The sequence below is a fragment of the Limimaricola variabilis genome (assembly GCF_034371605.1).
GTDB classification, from domain to species: domain Bacteria; phylum Pseudomonadota; class Alphaproteobacteria; order Rhodobacterales; family Rhodobacteraceae; genus Limimaricola; species Limimaricola variabilis.
Genome location: NZ_CP139691.1, coordinates 1,349,335 through 1,367,391, shown reverse-complemented (window position 1 = coordinate 1,367,391; position 18,057 = coordinate 1,349,335). Strand labels below are relative to the sequence as shown.

Genomic DNA, 18,057 nt, shown 5'->3' with positions numbered 1-18,057 from the left:
AGGGGCTGACATGGACGGCAAACAGGCCACGCTGGCCGAATTGGGGCTGACGGCCCAGGGTGGCCGCGAAGCGCGGCTGACCGGGCTGACGGCGGACAGCCGCGAGGTCCGCGAGGGCCATCTCTTCGCGGCGCTGCCCGGCAGCGTCGCGCATGGGGCGGGCTTCATCGAGACCGCGCTCGAAAAGGGCGCGGCTGCGATCCTCACCGATGCGGAGGGCGCACGCATCGCCGCGCCCACGCTGGCCGGATCGGATGTCGCGCTGGTGGTGGCCGAGGAGCCGCGCCAGGCCCTGGCGCGGGCAGCCGCGCTCTGGTTCGGAGCGGCGCCCGAGACCATCGTCGCGGTCACCGGCACCAACGGCAAGACCTCGGTCTCGACATTCGCCCGGATGATCTGGATGGCGCTGGGCCGCCGCGCGGTCAATCTCGGCACCACCGGGGTCGAGGGCGCCTGGACCTACCCGCTGCGCCATACCACGCCAGATCCGCTCACCCTGCACCGGACGCTGGCGCAGGCCGCGCGCGAGGGTGTCACCCATGTGGCGATGGAAGCTTCCTCCCACGGGCTCGATCAGCACCGGCTCGACGGGGTGATCCCGGCGGCGGCGGGCTTCACCAATTTCAGCCAGGACCATCTCGACTACCATCACAGCTTCGAGGCCTATTTCGAAGCCAAGCTGGCGCTGTTCGAGCGGGTGCTCCCCGAAGAGGGGGTGGTCGCCACCAATCTCGACGATGCGAAGGGTGCCGAGATTGCCCGCCGTTGCGCTGCGCGTGGCCAGGAAGTGATCGGCGTCGGGCGGGGCGAGGGCGCGCGGCTGCGGCTGCTGGCCCAGCGCTTCGATGCCACCGGGCAGGAGCTGCGATTCGCCTGGCAGGGGGTGGCGCGGATGTGCCGGCTCGATCTCGTCGGCGGATTCCAGGCCGAGAACGTCCTGCTTGCCGCGGCGCTGGTGATCGGGGCGGGCGAGGATCCCGACGAGGTGTTCCGCGCGCTGCCCGAGCTCACCACCGTGCGCGGCCGAATGCAGCTTGCCGCGCAACGCGACAACGGCGCCACGATCTTCGTCGACTATGCCCATACGCCTGACGCGATCGAAACCGCGCTCAAGGCGCTGCGCCCGCATGTGATGGGGCGGATCATCGCCATCGTCGGCGCCGGCGGCGACCGCGATCGCACCAAGCGACCGCTGATGGGCGCGGCGGCGGCGCATCATGCCGACGCGGTGATCGTCACCGACGACAACCCGCGCTCTGAAGATCCTGCCTCGATTCGTGCCGCCGTGCTCGAAGGTGCGCGGGGCGTGATGGGCGGGGCCGAGAGCGTCACCGAGACCGGCGACCGGGCCGAGGCGATCCTGCGCGGGGTCGACGCGCTGGGGCCCGGCGACGCGCTCCTGATCTGCGGCAAGGGGCATGAGACCGGCCAGATCGTCGGCCAGGATATCCTGCCATTCGATGACGCCGAGCAGGCCTCGGTCGCCGTGGCCGCGCTGGAGGGGCACGCATGACATTGTGGAGCGCCGCAGACGCGGCCGAAGCCACTGGCGGCCGGGCCACGACCGGCTGGGCCGCCACCGGCGTCTCGATCGACACCCGCACCATCCGGCCTGGCGACCTGTTCGTGGCGCTCGCTGCCGCGCGTGACGGGCATGACTTCGTGGCGCAGGCGCTCGACAAGGGGGCGGCGGCCGCGCTGGTCAGCCGCATTCCCGAAGGCGTCGATCCCGATGCACCGCTGCTGATCGTCGACGAGGTGCTCCCGGCGCTGGAGCGGCTGGGCATGGCCGGTCGCGCCCGCACGAAGGCCAAGGTCGCGGCGATTACCGGCTCGGTCGGCAAGACCTCGACCAAGGAGATGCTTCGGGCCGCACTGGAAGGGCAGGGCAAGGTCCATGCCGCCGAGGCCAGCTACAACAACCATTGGGGCGTGCCGCTGACGCTGGCGCGGATGCCCGCCGACACCGATTTCGCGGTGATCGAGATCGGCATGAACCACCCCGGCGAGATCGCGCCGCTGGCGCGCATGGCGCGGCCGCATGTGGCGATGGTCACCACCGTCGCCGCCGTCCATCTCGAGGCCTTCGAGAACGTCGAGGGGATCGCGCGCGAGAAGGCCTCGATATTCGAAGGGCTGGAGCCCGGCGGCTGTGCCGTGGTCAATGGCGATCTTCCGACCAGCCCGATCCTGCGCGCGGCAGCACGCGCCGCCGGAGCGCGGATCGTGGGCTTCGGCGCGGGTGTCAGCAATCATCACCGTCTGCGCGAGGCGCATCTGCGCGACGGCGCGACGGTGGGCCGGGCCCGGCTGTGGCGGACCGAGGTGGCGCTCAAGGTGGCGACCGAGGGGCGGCATTTCATGCTCAACGCGCTTGGCGTCATCGCCGTGGCCCAGGCCATGGGCGCCGACCGGGCGCGGGCGATCTGCAACCTCTCGGCATGGGCACCGCCCGCCGGGCGCGGCACGCGCGAGACGGTCGTGCTCGACCCCGCCCGCGAGGGCGAGACGCTGGAGTTGATCGACGACGCCTTCAACGCCAACCCGACCTCGCTTTCGGCCTCGCTCGCGGTGCTGGCCGCTTCGACCCCGCGCGACGGGGTAGGGCGGGTGCATCGCGGCCGGCGCATCGCGATCCTCGGCGACATGCTGGAACTCGGTCCACAGGAGCACGAGATGCATGCGGCGATGGCCGATGATCCGGCGATAGCGGCGATCCGTACGGTACATTGCGTCGGCCCGCGGATGCGGGCGCTGCACGCGGCGCTGCCGGCCGAGCGGCGCGGCCGCTGGGTCGGGCGGGCCGAGGAACTCCTGCCCGATCTGGCAAGGCTCGTCGATTCCGGCGATGTCGTGCTGGTCAAGGGCTCGAAGGGCAGCCAGGTGAGCCGCCTCGTTGACGCGATCCGCAAACTGGGGCAACGCAACCCCTCCGGCGACAAGGAGGCCTGAGGCCCATGCTCTATCTGCTGACGCTGCTCTCCGACGGCGGCGACTTCTTCAACCTGTTCCGCTACATTACCTTCCGGGCAGGCGGGGCCTTCCTGACGTCGCTGCTGTTCGGCTTCCTGTTCGGGCCGCCGCTGATCAACGTGTTGCGCCGCACGCAGGGCAAGGGCCAGCCGATCCGCACCGACGGCCCCGAGGGACATTTCGTGAAGGCAGGCACCCCGACCATGGGCGGCCTGCTGATCGTCGGCGCGCTGTTGACCTCGACGCTGCTCTGGGCGCGGCTCGACAACCCCTACGTGCTGATGGTGCTGTTCGTGACGCTGGGCTTCGCGCTGATCGGCTTTGCCGACGATTACGCCAAGGTGCGCAAGCAGAACACCGACGGCGTCTCGGGCAAGGTCCGCCTGGGGCTGGGCTTCGCGATCGCCGGTCTCGCCGGCTGGTGGGCGGCGATGTACCACCCTGACAACCTGACCCATCAACTCGCCTTCCCGGTCTATAACGAGATGCTGCTGAACCTCGGCATCCTCTTCGTGCCGTTCGCGATGATCGTCATCGTCGGCGCGGCCAACGCGGTGAACCTCACCGACGGGCTCGACGGGCTCGCCATCATGCCGGTGATGATCGCCGCCGGTGCCTTCGGCGTCATCGCCTATGCCGTGGGCCGCACCGACTTTACCGAGTATCTCGGCGTCCATTACGTGCCCGACACCGGCGAGATTCTGATTTTCGCCATGGGGCTGATCGGCGGCGGCCTCGGCTTCCTGTGGTACAACGCGCCGCCTGCGGCGGTGTTCATGGGCGACACCGGCAGCCTCGCGCTGGGCGGGGGCCTCGGTGCCATCGCGGTCGCGACCAAGCACGAGATCGTCCTGGCCATCGTCGGCGGGCTCTTCGTGGTCGAGGCGCTCTCGGTGATCATCCAGGTGCTCTATTTCAAACGCACCGGTCGCCGGGTCTTCCTGATGGCGCCGATCCACCATCACTACGAGAAGAAGGGCTGGTCCGAGCCGCAGATCGTGATCCGCTTTTGGATCATTTCGCTGATCCTCGCGATGATCGGCCTCGCCACGCTCAAGCTGCGCTGACATTACGGAGAGACACGCATGATCCCGGTTCGTGGAATGGACGGCCAGACCGTCGCGGTGCTTGGCCTTGGCCGGTCGGGCCGGGCCACGGCGGCGGCGCTGCGCGCGGGTGGCGCGCAGGTCGTCGCTTGGGATGACGGTCCCTCAGGCCGCGAGGCCGCCGAGGCCGAGGGGATCGAGCTGCGCGACCTGACCCGTGCCTCGGCCTATGAAGGCGTGTCGCTGCTCGTCACCTCGCCGGGCATCCCGCATCTCTACCCCGCGCCGCACGCGGCCATCGCCGCCGCTTGGGAGGCAGGCGTGCCGGTCGACAACGATATCGGCCTCTTCTTCCGCAGCTACGCGACCGAGGATTTCGACCAGTTCGATACCATGCCGCGCATCGTCGCGGTCACCGGCTCGAACGGCAAGTCGACCACCTCCGCGCTGATCCATCACATCCTGACCGAGAACGGGCGGCCCGCGCAGCTTGCCGGCAATATCGGGCGCGGTGTGCTCGACCTCGACCCGCCGCATGACGGCGAGGTGGTGGTGCTGGAGCTGTCGAGCTACCAGACCGAGCTCGCGCGCGCGCTGACCCCGGACATCGCGGTGCTGACGAACCTGTCGCCCGATCATCTCGACCGCCACGCGGGGCCGGGCGGCTATTTCGCCGCGAAGCGCCGGCTCTTTTCCGAGGGCGGCCCGGATCGCGCCGTGGTCGGAGTGGACGAGAACGAGGGGCGCTACCTCGCCAACCAACTCGCTACCGGGCAGGCCGACGACCGCGTCATCGCGATCTCCTCGGGCCGCAAGCTCACCGGGCCGGGCTGGAACGTCTTCGCCCGCAAGGGTTTCCTCGCGGAGTATCGCAAGGGGCGGCAGGTCGCCTCCGTCGATCTGCGCGACATCCCCGGACTGCCGGGCGCGCATAACCACCAGAACGCCTGCGCGGCTTGGGCGGTGGCGCGGGCGCTCGGGCTGGGGCCGCGCGGCATCGAGGCGGCGCTGCGCTCCTATGGTGGCCTGCCGCACCGCTCGCAGCGCGTGGGCGAGAAGGACGGCGTGATTTTCGTCAACGACAGCAAGGCCACGAATGTCGACGCGGCTGCCAAGGCGCTGGCCGCCTTTCCGCGGATCCGCTGGATCTGTGGCGGGCTGGAGAAGGAAGGCGGCCTCGGCGGCTTGGGCACGGGGCTCGCGAATGTGGCGAAGGCCTACGTGATCGGCCGCGAGGCCGAGGCGTTCGCCGTGAAGCTTCCGGGCGTCGAGGCGGAGGTCTGCGGCACCATGGCCGTCGCAGTCGAGCGCGCCATGGCCGAGGCGGAGCCGGGTGACACGGTCCTGCTGGCGCCGGCCGCGGCGAGCTTCGACCAGTACGACAATTTCGAGAAGCGCGGCGAGGATTTCGTCGCGCAGGTGCGCGCGCGGCTCTGAGATCCCGGGGCCACACGCCCAGGCGGGCGACCCCGGGCGGCAGGGCGGTCAGCCGCCCTGCGCGATCGCAGTGCCCGCCGCGAAGCCCGAGGCCCAGGCCCATTGGAAATTGTAGCCGCCGAGCCAGCCGGTGACGTCGACGCATTCGCCCACGAAATACAGCCCCGGCACGGTCTTTGCCGCCATCGTCTTGGAGGATAGCGCGTCGGTGGACACGCCGCCCAGCGTCACCTCGGCAGTGCGGTAGCCCTCGGTCCCGGCGGGCACCAGCCGCCAGTCCCGCAGGCTCTCGCAGAGCGCGTCGATGGCGCGGTCAGACTGGTCGGCCATGTTGCCCGGCATCGGGTGCTCGGCGGCCCAGGCATCGACCAGCCGGGCCGGCAGGTGCTGGGCCAGCACGGTGGTCACCGCCTTGCGGCCATCGCTGCGCCGCGCCGCGCGCAGTGCCTCGGCCAGCTGCCCGTCGGGGGCGAGGTCGATGCGGATCTCCTCCCCCTCGCGCCAATAGGACGAAGCCTGCAGGATCGCGGGGCCGGAGAGCCCGCGATGGGTGAAGAGCAGCGCCTCGTCGAAGGCAGGCCCCTGCGCCTGCGCGCGCACCGGTAGCGCCACACCCGACAGCCCCGAGAACCTGTCCGGGAAGGTCAGCGGCACCAGACCGGGGCGGGTTTCGGTGACGGCGATGCCGAATTGCTCGGCGATCCGGTAGGCGAGGCCCGTGGCCCCCATCTTGGGAATCGACTTGCCACCGGTGGCCACGACGACCCGGGCCGCGCGGATCGTCTCGCGGCGGCCGCCGCGCTCGATCACCGCGCGGAAACTGCTCTCGTCCCGGTCGATCTCCACGAGGGCGGTCTCGAGGGACAGGGTGGCACCAGCGGCGCGGGCCTCCTCCACCAGCATCGCGACGATCTGCGTGGCGCGACCGTCGCAGAACAGCTGCCCCAGCGTCTTCTCATGCCAGGCAATGCCGTGCCGTTGCACGAGGTCGAGGAAGTCCCACGGCGTATAGCGGGCCAGCGCCGACTTGTGGAAATGCGGGTTGGCCCCGAGAAAGCATTCGGGTGCGGTGCGCGTGTTGGTGAAGTTGCAGCGCCCGCCGCCGGAGATTCGGATCTTCTCGCCGGGGTTGCGCGCGTGATCGATTACCAGCGTGTCGCCGCCCGCGTGGATCGCCGCGAACAGGCCAGCGGCGCCGGCACCGAGGATCAGGGTGTTGATATGTCGAAGGGACTCCATGTCTCGCGACCTGCCGCTTTTCGGCCACGGGCTCAAGCCTTGGTGCGAAAATCACTGGACGTTATTTTCATGGTCAATCCGGGCCATCCACGCTAGTCTCTCGTATAGACCCGCTCAAGCGGGCAGGGCAGAGGCAATCAGGCAGCAGGTTCATGACCGAAATGGTGCATGGCGCGGTCCCGGTCAGGACCGTCGATCCGATTCTCCCGCGCTGGTGGCGCACTATCGATGTCTGGACCATGTCCTGCATCCTGTTGCTGTTCGCGATCGGCCTTTTGCTGGGCCTCGCGGCCTCGCCGCCGCTCGCGTCGCGCAACGGGCTCGATCCGTTCTACTACGTCAGCCGCCAGGCCTTCTTCGGGGTGCTCTCGCTCGCCGTGATGCTCGGCATCTCGATGATGAAGCCCTATCTGGTGCGCCGTCTCGCGGTGGTGGGCTTCCTTGGGGCCTTCGTCGCGCTGGCGCTGCTGCCGATCTTTGGCACCGATTTCGGCAAGGGCGCGGTGCGCTGGTATTCCTTCGGCTTTGCCTCGGTTCAGCCGTCGGAGTTCCTCAAGCCCGGCTTCGTCGTGGTCGCCGCCTGGTTCATGGCAGCCGGGATGGAGCCGTCGGGCCCTCCGGGCCGGCTGTGGTCCTTTGCACTGGCTTTCACCATCGTCATGTTCCTCGCGCTGCAGCCCGACTTTGGACAGGCGGCGCTGGTGCTGTTTTCCTGGGGCGTGATGTATTTCGTCGGCGGCGCGCCGATGGTGCTGCTCCTCGGCCTCGCCGGCGCGGTCGTCGCCGGCGGCACGTTGGCCTATAACAGCTCTGAGCACTTCGCTCGCCGCATCGACGGCTTCCTCGCCGCCGAGGTCGACCCCAACACCCAGCTCGGCTACGCCACCAACGCGATCCGCGAAGGCGGCTTCTTCGGCGTCGGCGTCGGCGAGGGCCAGGTGAAGTGGTCGCTGCCCGACGCGCATACCGACTTCATCATCGCGGTGGCCGCCGAGGAATACGGGCTGATCTGCGTGATCGCGATCATCCTGCTTTATGCGACCATCGTCGTCCGCTCGCTGCTGCGGCTGATGAAGGAGCGCGACACCTTCATCCGCCTCGCCGGGACCGGCCTCGCCTGCGCCTTCGGCGTGCAGGCGATGATCAACATGGGCGTGGCGGTCCGGCTGCTGCCGGCCAAGGGCATGACGCTGCCCTTCGTGAGCTATGGTGGCTCCTCTGTGATCGCCTCCGGCATCGCGCTGGGCATGCTGCTGGCCTTCACCCGCACCCGTCCGCAGGGCGGCATCGGCGACATCCTGTTGCGGCGGAGCCGCTGATGGCGGGACCGCTTCTCGTGATCGCCGCCGGCGGCACCGGCGGGCACATGTTCCCCGCCCAGGCGCTGGCCGAGCTGATGCTGACCCGCGGCTGGCGGGTGAAGCTGTCCACCGATGCGCGCGGCGCGCGCTACACCCAAGGCTTTCCGCGCGCGGTCGAGATCGAGCAGGTCGGCTCGGCCACCTTCGCGCGTGGCGGGCTGACGGCCAAGGCGCTTGCGCCGCTCAGGATCGGCGGCGGCGTGGCCGCGGCGGTGAGCCGGATGATGCGTGACCGCCCGGCCATGGTGGTGGGTTTCGGCGGCTACCCGTCGATCCCGGCGCTCTCGGCCGCGACCATGCTGGGCCTGCCGCGCATGATCCACGAGCAGAACGGCGTGCTGGGCCGTGTCAACGCGCTGTTCGCGCGCCGCGTCCACGCGGTGGCCTGCGGTACCTGGCCGACCGAACTGCCGCAGGGCGTCGAGGCGATCCATACCGGCAACCCGGTACGCGGCGCGGTGATCGAGCGCGCCGGTGCGGCCTATATCCCGCCGGGCGATTACCCGATGTCGGTGCTGGTGATCGGCGGCAGCCAGGGGGCGCGGATCCTCAGCGACGTCGTGCCGCCGGCGATCGCGAACCTGCCGGGCGAGCTGCGTCGCCGGGTCCGGGTCAGCCATCAGGCGCGCGAAGAGGATGTCCAGCGCGTCTCGACCTATTACGCGGACGAGGGCATCGACGCCGACGTCCAGACCTTTTTCGCCGATGTGCCGACCCGGATGAGCGAGGCGCAGCTGGTGATCTGCCGGTCCGGTGCCTCGACCGTCGCCGATCTGAGCGTGATCGGACGCCCCGCGATTCTCGTGCCTTATGCCGCCGCCGCCGCCGATCATCAGACGGCGAACGCGCGGGGGCTTGTCGAAGCGGGCGCGGCGATCATGTTCCCGGAGAGCCGGTTTCACGTCGAAGCGCTGTCCGAGCAGGTGGCGCGGGTTCTGAGCGACGGCGAGGGCGCGATGCGCATGGCGCATGCGGCGCGCTCGGTCGGGGTGGCGGACGCGGCGGAGCGGCTTGCGGGGGTTGTCGAACGCCTCGCGGATGAACAGAAGGGCACGGATTCTTGATGGACGGGACACAGGTCATGAACGCTGCGACGAAATTGCCGCTCGATGTCGGACCGATCCACTTCGTCGGCATCGGGGGTATCGGCATGTCCGGTATCGCCGAGGTGCTGCTCAACCAGGGCTACACGATCCAGGGCTCGGATCTGAAAGGCTCGAAGATCACCGAGCGGCTCGAAGGGCTGGGCGCACGGGTCTTCATCGGCCAGTCGGGCGAGAACCTCGACGGCGCGCAGGTCGTGGTGATCTCCTCGGCCATCAAGCCGGGCAACCCCGAACTCGACGAGGCGCGCCGCCGCGGTCTGCCCGTCGTGCGCAGGGCCGAGATGCTGGCCGAACTGATGCGGCTGCGCTCGAACGTCGCGGTCGGTGGCACCCATGGAAAGACGACCACGACCACCATGGTGGCGACGCTGCTCGATGCCGGCCATTTCGACCCCACCGTGGTCAATGGCGGCATCATCCACGCCTATGGCTCGAACGCCCGGATGGGCCAGGGCGAGTGGATGGTGGTCGAGGCCGACGAGAGCGACGGCACCTTCAACCGGCTGCCCGCGACGATCGCCATCGTCACCAATATCGATCCCGAGCACATGGATCACTGGGGCTCGATCGAGGGGCTTCGGAAAGGCTTCCTCGACTTCGTCTCGAACATCCCGTTCTACGGTCTCGCGGTCTGCTGCACCGACCACCCCGAGGTGCAAGCGCTGGTCGGCAAGATCACCGACCGTCGCGTCACCACCTTCGGTTTCAACGCGCAGGCCGATGTGCGCGCCGCCAACCTGACCTACAAGGCCGGCGTCGCCCATTTCGATATCGTGCTGCGGGCCGAGGACATGGTGATCGAGGGCTGCACCCTGCCGATGCCGGGCGACCACAACGTGTCGAACGCCCTGGCTGCGGTTGCCGTGGCCCGCCATCTGGGGATGAAGCGCGAAGAGATCCGTGCCGCGCTCGCCGCCTTCGGCGGGGTCAACCGCCGCTTTACCAAGGTGGGCGAGTGGAACGGGGTCGCGATCATCGACGATTACGGCCATCATCCGGTCGAGATCGCCGCCGTCCTGCGGGCGGCCCGGCAGGCCAGCGAGGGGCGGGTGATCGCCGTGCACCAGCCGCATCGCTACACACGGCTCGCCTCGCTGTTCGAGGATTTCTGCACCTGTTTCAACGATGCCGACGTGGTCGGGATCTCCGACATCTACGCCGCCGGTGAGCAGCCGATCGACGGGGCCGGACGCGACGACCTCGTCGCCGGGCTGATCCGCCACGGCCACCGCCACGCCCGCGCCGTCACCTCCGAGGAGGATCTGGCGCGGTTGGTGCGCGAGCAGGCGCGGCCGGGCGACATCGTGGTCTGCCTCGGCGCGGGCACGATCAGCGCCTGGGCCGGGGCGCTGCCCGCAAGGCTGGAGCAGGGCGGGTGAGCGGCGCTCAGCTCTGGCCGCTGGCGATGGCGGCGCTCTGGCTGATCGCGGCCAATATTCTGGCAATGCGGCCGGTGCAGGACGGCCGCCATGGTCGCAGCGCCATCCTGGTGGCGACCGGTGTGCCATTGCTCGGCTGGACCACCTTCGCATTGGGCCCGGTCGCGGGCGTGGCGCTGTTCGCCCTGGGTGCCGCGATGCTGCGCTGGCGGCTGACGGCGGAGCGGGCATGATGGCGGCGCTTCCCGAAGTGCGTGGACGGCTGACGCCGGACCGGCCGCTGGCCGACCTGACCTGGCTGCGCGTCGGTGGCCCGGCCGACTGGCTGTTCCAACCGGCCGATCGCGAGGATCTCGCGGCCTTTCTGCGCGATCTCGACCCTTCGGTTCCGGTCTTCCCGATGGGAGTCGGCTCCAACCTGATCGTCCGCGACGGCGGGGTGCGGGGCGTTGTGATCCGGCTTGGGCGCGGCTTCAACGGCATCGAGATCGCAGCGGATGGCACCGTCACCGCGGGCGCCGCCGCGCTCGACGCGCATGTCGCGCGCAAGGCTGCTGCTGCGGGGCGCGATCTGACCTTCCTGCGCACCATTCCCGGTGCGATCGGTGGTGCGGTGCGCATGAATGCAGGCTGCTACGGCGCCTATGTCGCCGACGCGCTCCGCGAGGTGACGGTGATTCACCGCGACGGCCGCGAAGAGGTGCTGCCGGCCTCCGCGCTGGAGCTGGCCTACCGTTCCAGCCATCTGCCCGAGGGGGCGGTGATCGTCGAGGCGGTGTTCGACGCACCCGAAGGTGAGCCGGAGGCGCTCGAGGCGCGGATGGCCGAGCAGATCGAGCGGCGCGATGCCAGCCAGCCGACCAAGGACCGCACTGCCGGATCGACCTTCCGCAATCCGGCAGGATTCTCCTCCACCGGGCGGGCCGATGACAGTCACGAGCTCAAGGCGTGGAAGGTGATCGAGGATGCCGGTCTGCGCGGCGCCCGGTTGGGCGGCGCGGTGATGAACGACAAGCATCCGAATTTCCTCACCAATTCCGGTGACGCCACGGCGGCCGAGTTGGAGGGACTGGGCGAGCGGGTCCGGAAAAGGGTTTACGATCATTCCGGCCTGACGCTAGAATGGGAAATCATGCGGATCGGCGATCCGGCCGCGTGACAAGCGAATAACGAGACCCTCGCGAAGCGGGGGAGGTCCGTAATGGGCCGAAACAATGACGCGTCGGTCAGCGGCGCGCGAATGGGGCAGTTTGGGAATGTCGAGCGGGACACATCCCAAGGTCGTCGTATTGATGGGCGGACCCTCGGCCGAGCGCGAGGTATCGCTGTCGAGCGGGCGCGAATGCGCGACGGCCTTGCGGCAGGCGGGTTACGAGGTGATCGAGGTCGATGCCGGCCCCGACCTGCCCGCGCAACTGCGCAAGCACGCCCCCGACGTCGTCTTCAACGCACTGCATGGCCGCCGCGGCGAGGATGGCTGCGTTCAGGGCCTGCTGGAATGGTTGGGCGTTCCCTATACCCATTCCGGCGTGCTGGCCTCGGCGCTGGCCATGGACAAGGAAGCGACCAAGGCCGCCTTCCGCGCCGAGGGGCTGCCGGTCGCCGAGAGCCGTCTGGCCACCAAGGCCGAGGTCATGGCCGCGCATGTCATGCCGCCGCCCTATGTGGTGAAGCCCTATAACGAGGGCTCCAGCGTCGGGGTCTATATCGTGCCCGAGGGCGCGAACCAGCCGCCGACGCTCTCCGACGACATGCCCGAGATCGTGATGGTCGAGGCCTTCCTGCCGGGACGCGAGCTGACCACCACCGTGATGGGTGAGCGCGCGCTGACCGTGACCGACATCGTGACGAGCGGCTGGTACGACTACGACGCCAAGTACAAGACCGGCGGCTCGCGCCACGTCGTGCCGGCCGAAATCCCCACCGTGATCTTCGAAGCCTGCCTCGACTACGCGTTGCGGGCGCATCGCGCGCTGGGCTGCCGTGGGCTCACGCGGACCGATTTCCGCTGGGACGAGACCAAGGGGCTCGACGGGCTGGTGCTGCTCGAGACCAACACCCAGCCCGGCATGACCCCGACCTCGCTCGCGCCCGAGCAGGCGGCGAAGGTCGGGATCAGCTTCCCGGATCTGTGCCGCTGGCTGGTGGAGGACGCTTCGTGCGATCGCTGAGCCGCCTGTTCCGCCGTCCCCCCGCCCATGGTGTGCGCCGCGACCCGGCGCCGACCCGCTGGGGCTATCGCTACCAGCGGCTGATGCTCACCCCGGCCTTCCGGATCGGCATGCGCTTCGGTCTGCCGGCGCTGTTCGTCGCGTTGATCGGTGGCATCTGGTTCGGCCAAGCCGACAACCGCGCGACATTTGCCGCGCAGGTCGACCGGGTCAAGGCGATGGTGCAGCAGCGCCCCGAATTCATGGTCGGCGCCGTCGAGATCGAAGGCGCCGAGCCGGCGCTCGCCGCTGCGATCAAGGCCTTTCTCCCCGAGACCTTGCCGGTGTCCTCCTTCGACCTCGACCTGCCCGAGATCCGCACCCGGATCCGCGAGCTGACGGCGGTGGCGGACGCGACGGTGCGGGTGCGCCCGGGCGGCACACTCGAGATCGTGGTGACCCAGCGGGTGCCGGTCGCGGTCTGGCGCTATGTCGACGGGCTGCGGCTGGTCGACGCCGAGGGCGTGATGACCGGCATGATCGCGCAGCGTTCCGACCGCTCCGACCTGCCGCTGATCGCGGGCGACGGTGCCCGCGAAAAGATCGACGAGGCGCTGGCGCTCTTCGCCGCCGCCGCACCGGTGGCGCCGCGAATCCGTGGTCTGGTGCGAATGGGCGAACGGCGCTGGGACCTGGTGCTCGACCGTGACCAGCGCATCCTGCTGCCCGCCGAGGACCCGGTCCCGGCGCTGGAGCGGGTGATGGCGCTCGATGAGGCAGAGGACATGCTCGACCGCGATATCGCGGCGGTCGACGTCCGGAACGAGGATCGGCCGACCATAAGGCTGACCGAGCAGGCACTGGTGCGGCTCCGCCGCGTCAGCGAGAACAATTAACGATTACGGAGCGGGGACGGACAGATGGGGCAGCTCTACCAGACGCAGCGGGCAATGCGGCACATGCGCAAGGCGGCGATGCAACGGGGCGTTATCGCCATTCTTGACGTCGGCACGTCCAAGATCGCCTGTCTGGTGCTGCGCTTCGACGGCGATGCCCCGGCGCTCGAGGGCGTCGGCTCCATGGCCGGTCAGTCCAATTTCCGCATCATCGGCGCCGCCACCACCCGCTCGCGCGGCGTGTCCTTCGGAGAGGTCGCGGCGATGGCCGAGACCGAGCGGGCGATCCGCACCGCGGTGCAGGCAGCGCAGAAGATGGCCGGGGTCCGGGTCGATCACGTCATCGCCACGCTGTCCGGAGCGCGGCCGCGCAGCTACGGGCTAGACGGCGAGGTCGAGATCGAGGCCGGGCAGGTCACCGAGGGCGATATCGGCCGGGTGCTCGCGGCCTGCGAAATGCCCGATTACGGCGATGGCCGCGAGGTGCTGCACGCCCAGCCGGTGAACTTCGCGCTCGACCACCGCTCGGGTCTCGCCGATCCGCGCGGCCAGATCGGCCAGCGGCTGACCACCGACATGCACCTGCTCACGGTCGACGCGACCGCGATCGAGAACCTGCTCTATTGCATCAAGCGCTGTGATCTCGAAGTCGCGGGTCTGGCATCCTCGGCCTACGTCTCGGGGATCTCCTCGCTGGTCGAAGACGAGCAGGAGCTGGGCGCCGCCTGCATCGACATGGGCGGCGGCTCGACCGGCATCTCGGTCTTCATCCGCAAGCACATGATCTACGCCGATTCGGTGCGGATGGGCGGCGATCACGTCACCTCGGACATCTCCATGGGCTTGCAGGTGCCGATGGCCACCGCCGAGCGGATCAAGACCTTCTATGGCGGCGTCGTCGCCACCGGCATGGACGACCGTGAGATGATCGAGATCGGTGGCGATACCGGCGACTGGGAGCATGATCGCCGCACCGTCAGCCGGGCCGAACTGATCGGCATCATGCGGCCCCGCGTCGAGGAGATCCTCGAGGAGGTGCGCCAGCGGCTCGACGCGGCGGGCTTCGAACATCTGCCCTCCCAGCAGATCGTGCTCACCGGCGGCGGCAGCCAGATCCCCGGCCTCGACGGGCTGGCGACGCGGATCCTCGGCCAGCAGGTCCGGCTCGGCCGGCCGCTCAGGGTGCAGGGGCTGCCGCAGGCGGCCACCGGGCCGGCCTTCGCGGGCTCGGTCGGGTTGTGCCTCTTCGCCGCGCATCCGCAGGACGAATGGTGGGATTTCGACGTGCCCGCCGAGAAACACCCGGCGCGCTCCTTCAAGCGTGCCTTCAAGTGGTTCAAGGACAACTGGTGATCCGGCAAGATGTCGCTTACCAGCCCGAAAGGCCGGGAATCGACGCTGCGGAAGGCGCCGAAAATAAGTAAGAACGCCCGAGTTTCCCCGTGACGCTGCGCGCGCGCGCGGATAGTTTGGCCGAATAGTGGCAAAAACGCCCGGCGGGACGGGCCAGATTCAGGACAGGCAGACAGCGATGGCACTCAACCTCTCTCTGCCGGGGCAGGAAGATCTCAAGCCCCGGATCACCGTCTTCGGCGTGGGCGGCGCTGGTGGCAACGCGGTCAACAACATGATCGAGAAGGAACTCGACGGGGTCGAGTTCGTGGTCGCCAACACCGACGCGCAGGCGCTGCAGCAGTCGCGCGCCCACTCCAAGATCCAGATGGGCGTGAAGGTCACCGAGGGCCTCGGCGCCGGGGCCCGGCCGACCGTCGGCGCCGCCGCGGCTGAGGAATCGATCGAAGAGATCGTCGACCACCTCGCGGGCGCGCATATGTGCTTTATCACCGCCGGCATGGGCGGCGGCACCGGCACCGGTGCGGCGCCGATCATTGCCCAGGCCGCGCGCGAGCTCGGCGTGCTGACCGTAGGTGTCGTCACAAAGCCGTTTCAGTTCGAGGGCGGCAAGCGCATGAAGCAGGCCGAGGCCGGCGTCGAGGCGCTGCAGAAGGTGGTCGACACCCTGATCATCATTCCGAACCAGAACCTGTTCCGGCTCGCCAACGAGAACACCACCTTCACCGAGGCCTTCGCGCTCGCCGATGACGTGCTCTACCAGGGTGTGAAGGGCGTGACCGACCTGATGGTGCGGCCGGGCCTGATCAACCTCGACTTCGCCGACGTGCGCGCGGTGATGGACGAGATGGGCAAGGCGATGATGGGCACCGGCGAAGCCGATGGCGAAGATCGCGCCGTGCAGGCCGCCGAGAAGGCGATCGCAAACCCGCTGCTCGACGAGATCAGCCTCGAGGGCGCGCGTGGCGTGCTCATCAACATCACCGGCGGCTACGACCTCACCCTGTTCGAACTCGACGAGGCGGCCAACAAGATCCGCGAGAAGGTGGATCCCGAGGCCAACATCATCGTCGGCTCGACGCTCGACACCGGCATGGAAGGCCGGATGCGCGTCTCGGTGGTCGCCACCGGCATCGACGCGATGGTCAAGCCCGAGGAAGTGCCGGTGCCGCGCCGCAAGATGAGCGAGCCGCTGCGCGAGCGCGTCTCGGCCGAGGAAGAGGCGCCCGCCGCGCCGGTGCCGCCGCGCCGCGAAGCGCCGCAGCAGCCCGCCCGCGCTCAGGCGCCGCGCCGCGAGGCTCAGCCGCAGGCGCGCCGCGAGCCCGAGCCCACCTATGAGCAGGAAGAGGATTACTCCGAGGGCTTCGACACCCGTCGTCCTGCCCCGCGCGAGGAGAGCCGCTTCCAGCCGCAGCGCGACGACGAGCTGCCGCCGCCGGCCTACGAGCCGCGTCGTGAGGCGCCGCAGGCCGAGCCCGAGAGCTTCGTGGCGCCCGCGCCGCGTCAGGGTGGCAGCTCCGCTGGCGACATGGCGCGTCTGCGCGCCGCTTCGCAGGGCCAGCCGCGTCAGGCTCAGCCCGAGATGCCGCGCGCCGAACCGCGCAGCCCGGCCGCTCCGGCCCGCGCCTCCGAAGCCGACCGCCAGCAGCAGCCGCGCTTCGGCATCAACTCACTGATCAACCGGATGACCGGCCAGGGCGAGGCGGGCGCCGCGCCGGCGCCGCAGCCGCGTCAGCAGCCGCAGGCCCAGCGTCCGCAGCCGCAGCAGCCTTCCGGTCCGCGCCAGGCGCCGAACTGGTCGGATGACGGCGAGACCGATCCCGAGCAGGAACGCATCGAGATCCCGGCCTTCCTGCGCCGTCAGGCGAACTGAACTCAACGCATAGCTGTTATGCGTGAAAAGGGCCGCCCTTCGGGGCGGCCCTTTGTTTTTGCTTGCCAAATCGCCGCCGATGCGGGCTCGGGGTCACATGTTTCACGCTGTCGCAAAGAGTGAATTGTGACCATCGCCATAAGGACTTAGGTCACGGGCAACGAAATCCGAAATGGATCCGGGCAGAAAGACGTGCAGACGACGATGATCACCAAAACCGGCTTTGCCGGTACAGGCCTCCATTCGGGGCGTCCGGTGCGGCTCTCGCTGCAGCCGGCTCCGGCGGATCATGGCATCGTCTTCCGCCGTGTCGACGTGACCGATCGCGACGCGATCCTGCCCGCTCGTTGGGACCATGTGGAGATCTCCCCGCTCAACACCCGGCTGGTCAACGCGGCTGGCGTGTCGGTGTCGACCATCGAGCATCTGATGGCGGCGCTGGTCGGCTGCGGCGTGCACAACGCGCTGATCGAGATCGACGGACCCGAAGTGCCGATCCTCGATGGCAGCGCCGCGGGCTTCGCCCGTGCGATCCTCGCCGCCGGTCTGCGCCGGCTCGACGCGCCGCTCCGCGCGATCGAAGTGCTGAGACCCGTCGAGGTCGAGCAGGGTGCCGCGCTGGCGCGTCTGCGGCCGCAGCGCGCCGATGAGCCCGCCGGGCTGCAGATCGATTTCGAGATCGATTTCCCGGATCCGGCGATCGGCCATCAGAGCCGGACGCTCGACATGGCCAACGGTGCCTTCCTGCGTGAATTGTGCGATAGCCGCACCTTCTGCCGCCTCGCCGATGTCGAGGCGATGCAGGCGCAGGGGCTGGCTCTGGGCGGCACCTATGACAACGCCGTGGTGGTCGATGGCGCGCGGGTGCTCAGCCCGGGCGGGCTGCGGCACCCCGATGAGGCGGTGCGTCACAAGATGCTCGATGCGCTGGGTGATCTGGGCACCGCCGGGTTGCCGATCCTTGGTGTCTATGAGGGCCGCCGGGCCGGCCATGCGATGACCAACCGGCTGCTGCGCGCGCTCTTCGCGCATCCCGACGCCTGGCGCGTCGTGACCTGCGACGCCGCGCTTGCCGATCGCCTGCCGGGCAGCCGCCTGAAGCCGGCGGACTTCGCCGCAGTGGCCTGAGGCCTGCTGCGGGACGGCTTCGGGAAAAGCCATTTTGCCCCCGATTTTTTCATGCTAGACCGAGGCCTGAGCGGCCCCGGTACGGGGCGTGAACGGGGCGTGGACCCCGGGATGGG

General features: G+C 69.4%; 15 protein-coding genes. 14 read left to right on the top strand and 1 reads right to left on the bottom strand.

All coding sequences use genetic code 11. From position 1 onward, the window contains the following. The first annotated feature begins 10 nt into the window (after positions 1-10). From T8T21_RS06710 to murD, 4 genes are read left to right on the top strand one after another with little or no spacing between them, the layout of a single operon-like run. Positions 11-1,513: a UDP-N-acetylmuramoyl-L-alanyl-D-glutamate--2,6-diaminopimelate ligase gene (locus tag T8T21_RS06710; RefSeq protein WP_322337288.1), complete on the top strand. Its 1,503-nt coding sequence runs from the start codon at positions 11-13 to the stop codon at positions 1,511-1,513. Continuing rightward, positions 1,510-2,952 carry a UDP-N-acetylmuramoyl-tripeptide--D-alanyl-D-alanine ligase gene (locus tag T8T21_RS06705; protein WP_322337287.1) on the top strand — a complete coding sequence of 481 codons (1,443 nt, stop codon included), beginning with the start codon at positions 1,510-1,512 and terminating at the stop codon, positions 2,950-2,952. Before T8T21_RS06710 ends, T8T21_RS06705 begins: the two co-directional genes overlap by 4 nt. A 5-nt stretch (positions 2,953-2,957) precedes the next feature. After that, positions 2,958-4,040 carry a phospho-N-acetylmuramoyl-pentapeptide-transferase gene (mraY, locus tag T8T21_RS06700; protein WP_183474195.1) on the top strand — a complete coding sequence of 361 codons (1,083 nt, stop codon included), beginning with the start codon at positions 2,958-2,960 and terminating at the stop codon, positions 4,038-4,040. Positions 4,041-4,058: 18 nt separating this feature from the next. Continuing rightward, complete coding sequence (murD, locus tag T8T21_RS06695; protein ID WP_322337286.1) at positions 4,059-5,456, top strand: UDP-N-acetylmuramoyl-L-alanine--D-glutamate ligase; 1,398 nt, start codon at positions 4,059-4,061, stop codon at positions 5,454-5,456. A gap of 48 nt (positions 5,457-5,504) precedes the next feature. On the opposite strand, the gene T8T21_RS06690 is transcribed toward murD, so the two are convergent. Then, a complete protein-coding gene (locus T8T21_RS06690) occupies positions 5,505-6,695 on the bottom strand; it encodes a BaiN/RdsA family NAD(P)/FAD-dependent oxidoreductase (RefSeq protein WP_322337285.1) in 1,191 nt (396 codons plus the stop codon). A gap of 152 nt (positions 6,696-6,847) precedes the next feature. Between T8T21_RS06690 and T8T21_RS06685 the strand changes: the two genes are divergently transcribed. The 10 genes from T8T21_RS06685 to lpxC all read left to right on the top strand — a co-directional run bounded on the left by T8T21_RS06685 (position 6,848) and on the right by lpxC (position 17,941). Beyond that, positions 6,848-8,014, top strand: coding sequence for a peptidoglycan glycosyltransferase FtsW (locus tag T8T21_RS06685; RefSeq protein WP_183474204.1), 1,167 nt, complete (start codon positions 6,848-6,850; stop codon positions 8,012-8,014). Beyond that, positions 8,014-9,120: a UDP-N-acetylglucosamine--N-acetylmuramyl-(pentapeptide) pyrophosphoryl-undecaprenol N-acetylglucosamine transferase gene (locus T8T21_RS06680; RefSeq protein ID WP_322337284.1), complete on the top strand. Its 1,107-nt coding sequence runs from the start codon at positions 8,014-8,016 to the stop codon at positions 9,118-9,120. Before T8T21_RS06685 ends, T8T21_RS06680 begins: the two co-directional genes overlap by 1 nt. Positions 9,121-9,137: 17 nt before the next feature. Continuing rightward, positions 9,138-10,541 (top strand): UDP-N-acetylmuramate--L-alanine ligase, encoded by a 1,404-nt coding sequence (gene murC / locus T8T21_RS06675; RefSeq protein ID WP_322337283.1) that lies wholly within the window; start codon positions 9,138-9,140, stop codon positions 10,539-10,541. Beyond that, positions 10,538-10,774, top strand: coding sequence for a DUF2484 family protein (locus T8T21_RS06670; protein ID WP_322337282.1), 237 nt, complete (start codon positions 10,538-10,540; stop codon positions 10,772-10,774). Before murC ends, T8T21_RS06670 begins: the two co-directional genes overlap by 4 nt. Next, positions 10,771-11,700: a UDP-N-acetylmuramate dehydrogenase gene (gene murB / locus T8T21_RS06665; protein ID WP_322337281.1), complete on the top strand. Its 930-nt coding sequence runs from the start codon at positions 10,771-10,773 to the stop codon at positions 11,698-11,700. Before T8T21_RS06670 ends, murB begins: the two co-directional genes overlap by 4 nt. A gap of 97 nt (positions 11,701-11,797) precedes the next feature. Beyond that, on the top strand, positions 11,798-12,712 hold the full coding sequence (locus T8T21_RS06660; RefSeq protein ID WP_322337280.1) for a D-alanine--D-alanine ligase: 915 nt from the start codon (positions 11,798-11,800) through the stop codon (positions 12,710-12,712). Then, positions 12,700-13,587 (top strand): cell division protein FtsQ/DivIB, encoded by an 888-nt coding sequence (locus T8T21_RS06655; protein ID WP_322337279.1) that lies wholly within the window; start codon positions 12,700-12,702, stop codon positions 13,585-13,587. The genes T8T21_RS06660 and T8T21_RS06655 overlap by 13 nt, the downstream gene beginning before the upstream one ends. Before the next feature lie 24 nt (positions 13,588-13,611). Further along, positions 13,612-14,940: a cell division protein FtsA gene (gene ftsA / locus T8T21_RS06650; RefSeq protein WP_183474226.1), complete on the top strand. Its 1,329-nt coding sequence runs from the start codon at positions 13,612-13,614 to the stop codon at positions 14,938-14,940. 178 nt (positions 14,941-15,118) lie between these two features. Further along, a complete protein-coding gene (gene ftsZ, locus T8T21_RS06645) occupies positions 15,119-16,813 on the top strand; it encodes a cell division protein FtsZ (RefSeq protein ID WP_322337278.1) in 1,695 nt (564 codons plus the stop codon). 192 nt (positions 16,814-17,005) lie between these two features. Continuing rightward, a complete protein-coding gene (gene lpxC / locus T8T21_RS06640; protein WP_322337277.1) occupies positions 17,006-17,941 on the top strand; it encodes a UDP-3-O-acyl-N-acetylglucosamine deacetylase in 936 nt (311 codons plus the stop codon). The last annotated feature ends 116 nt before the right edge of the window (positions 17,942-18,057 follow it).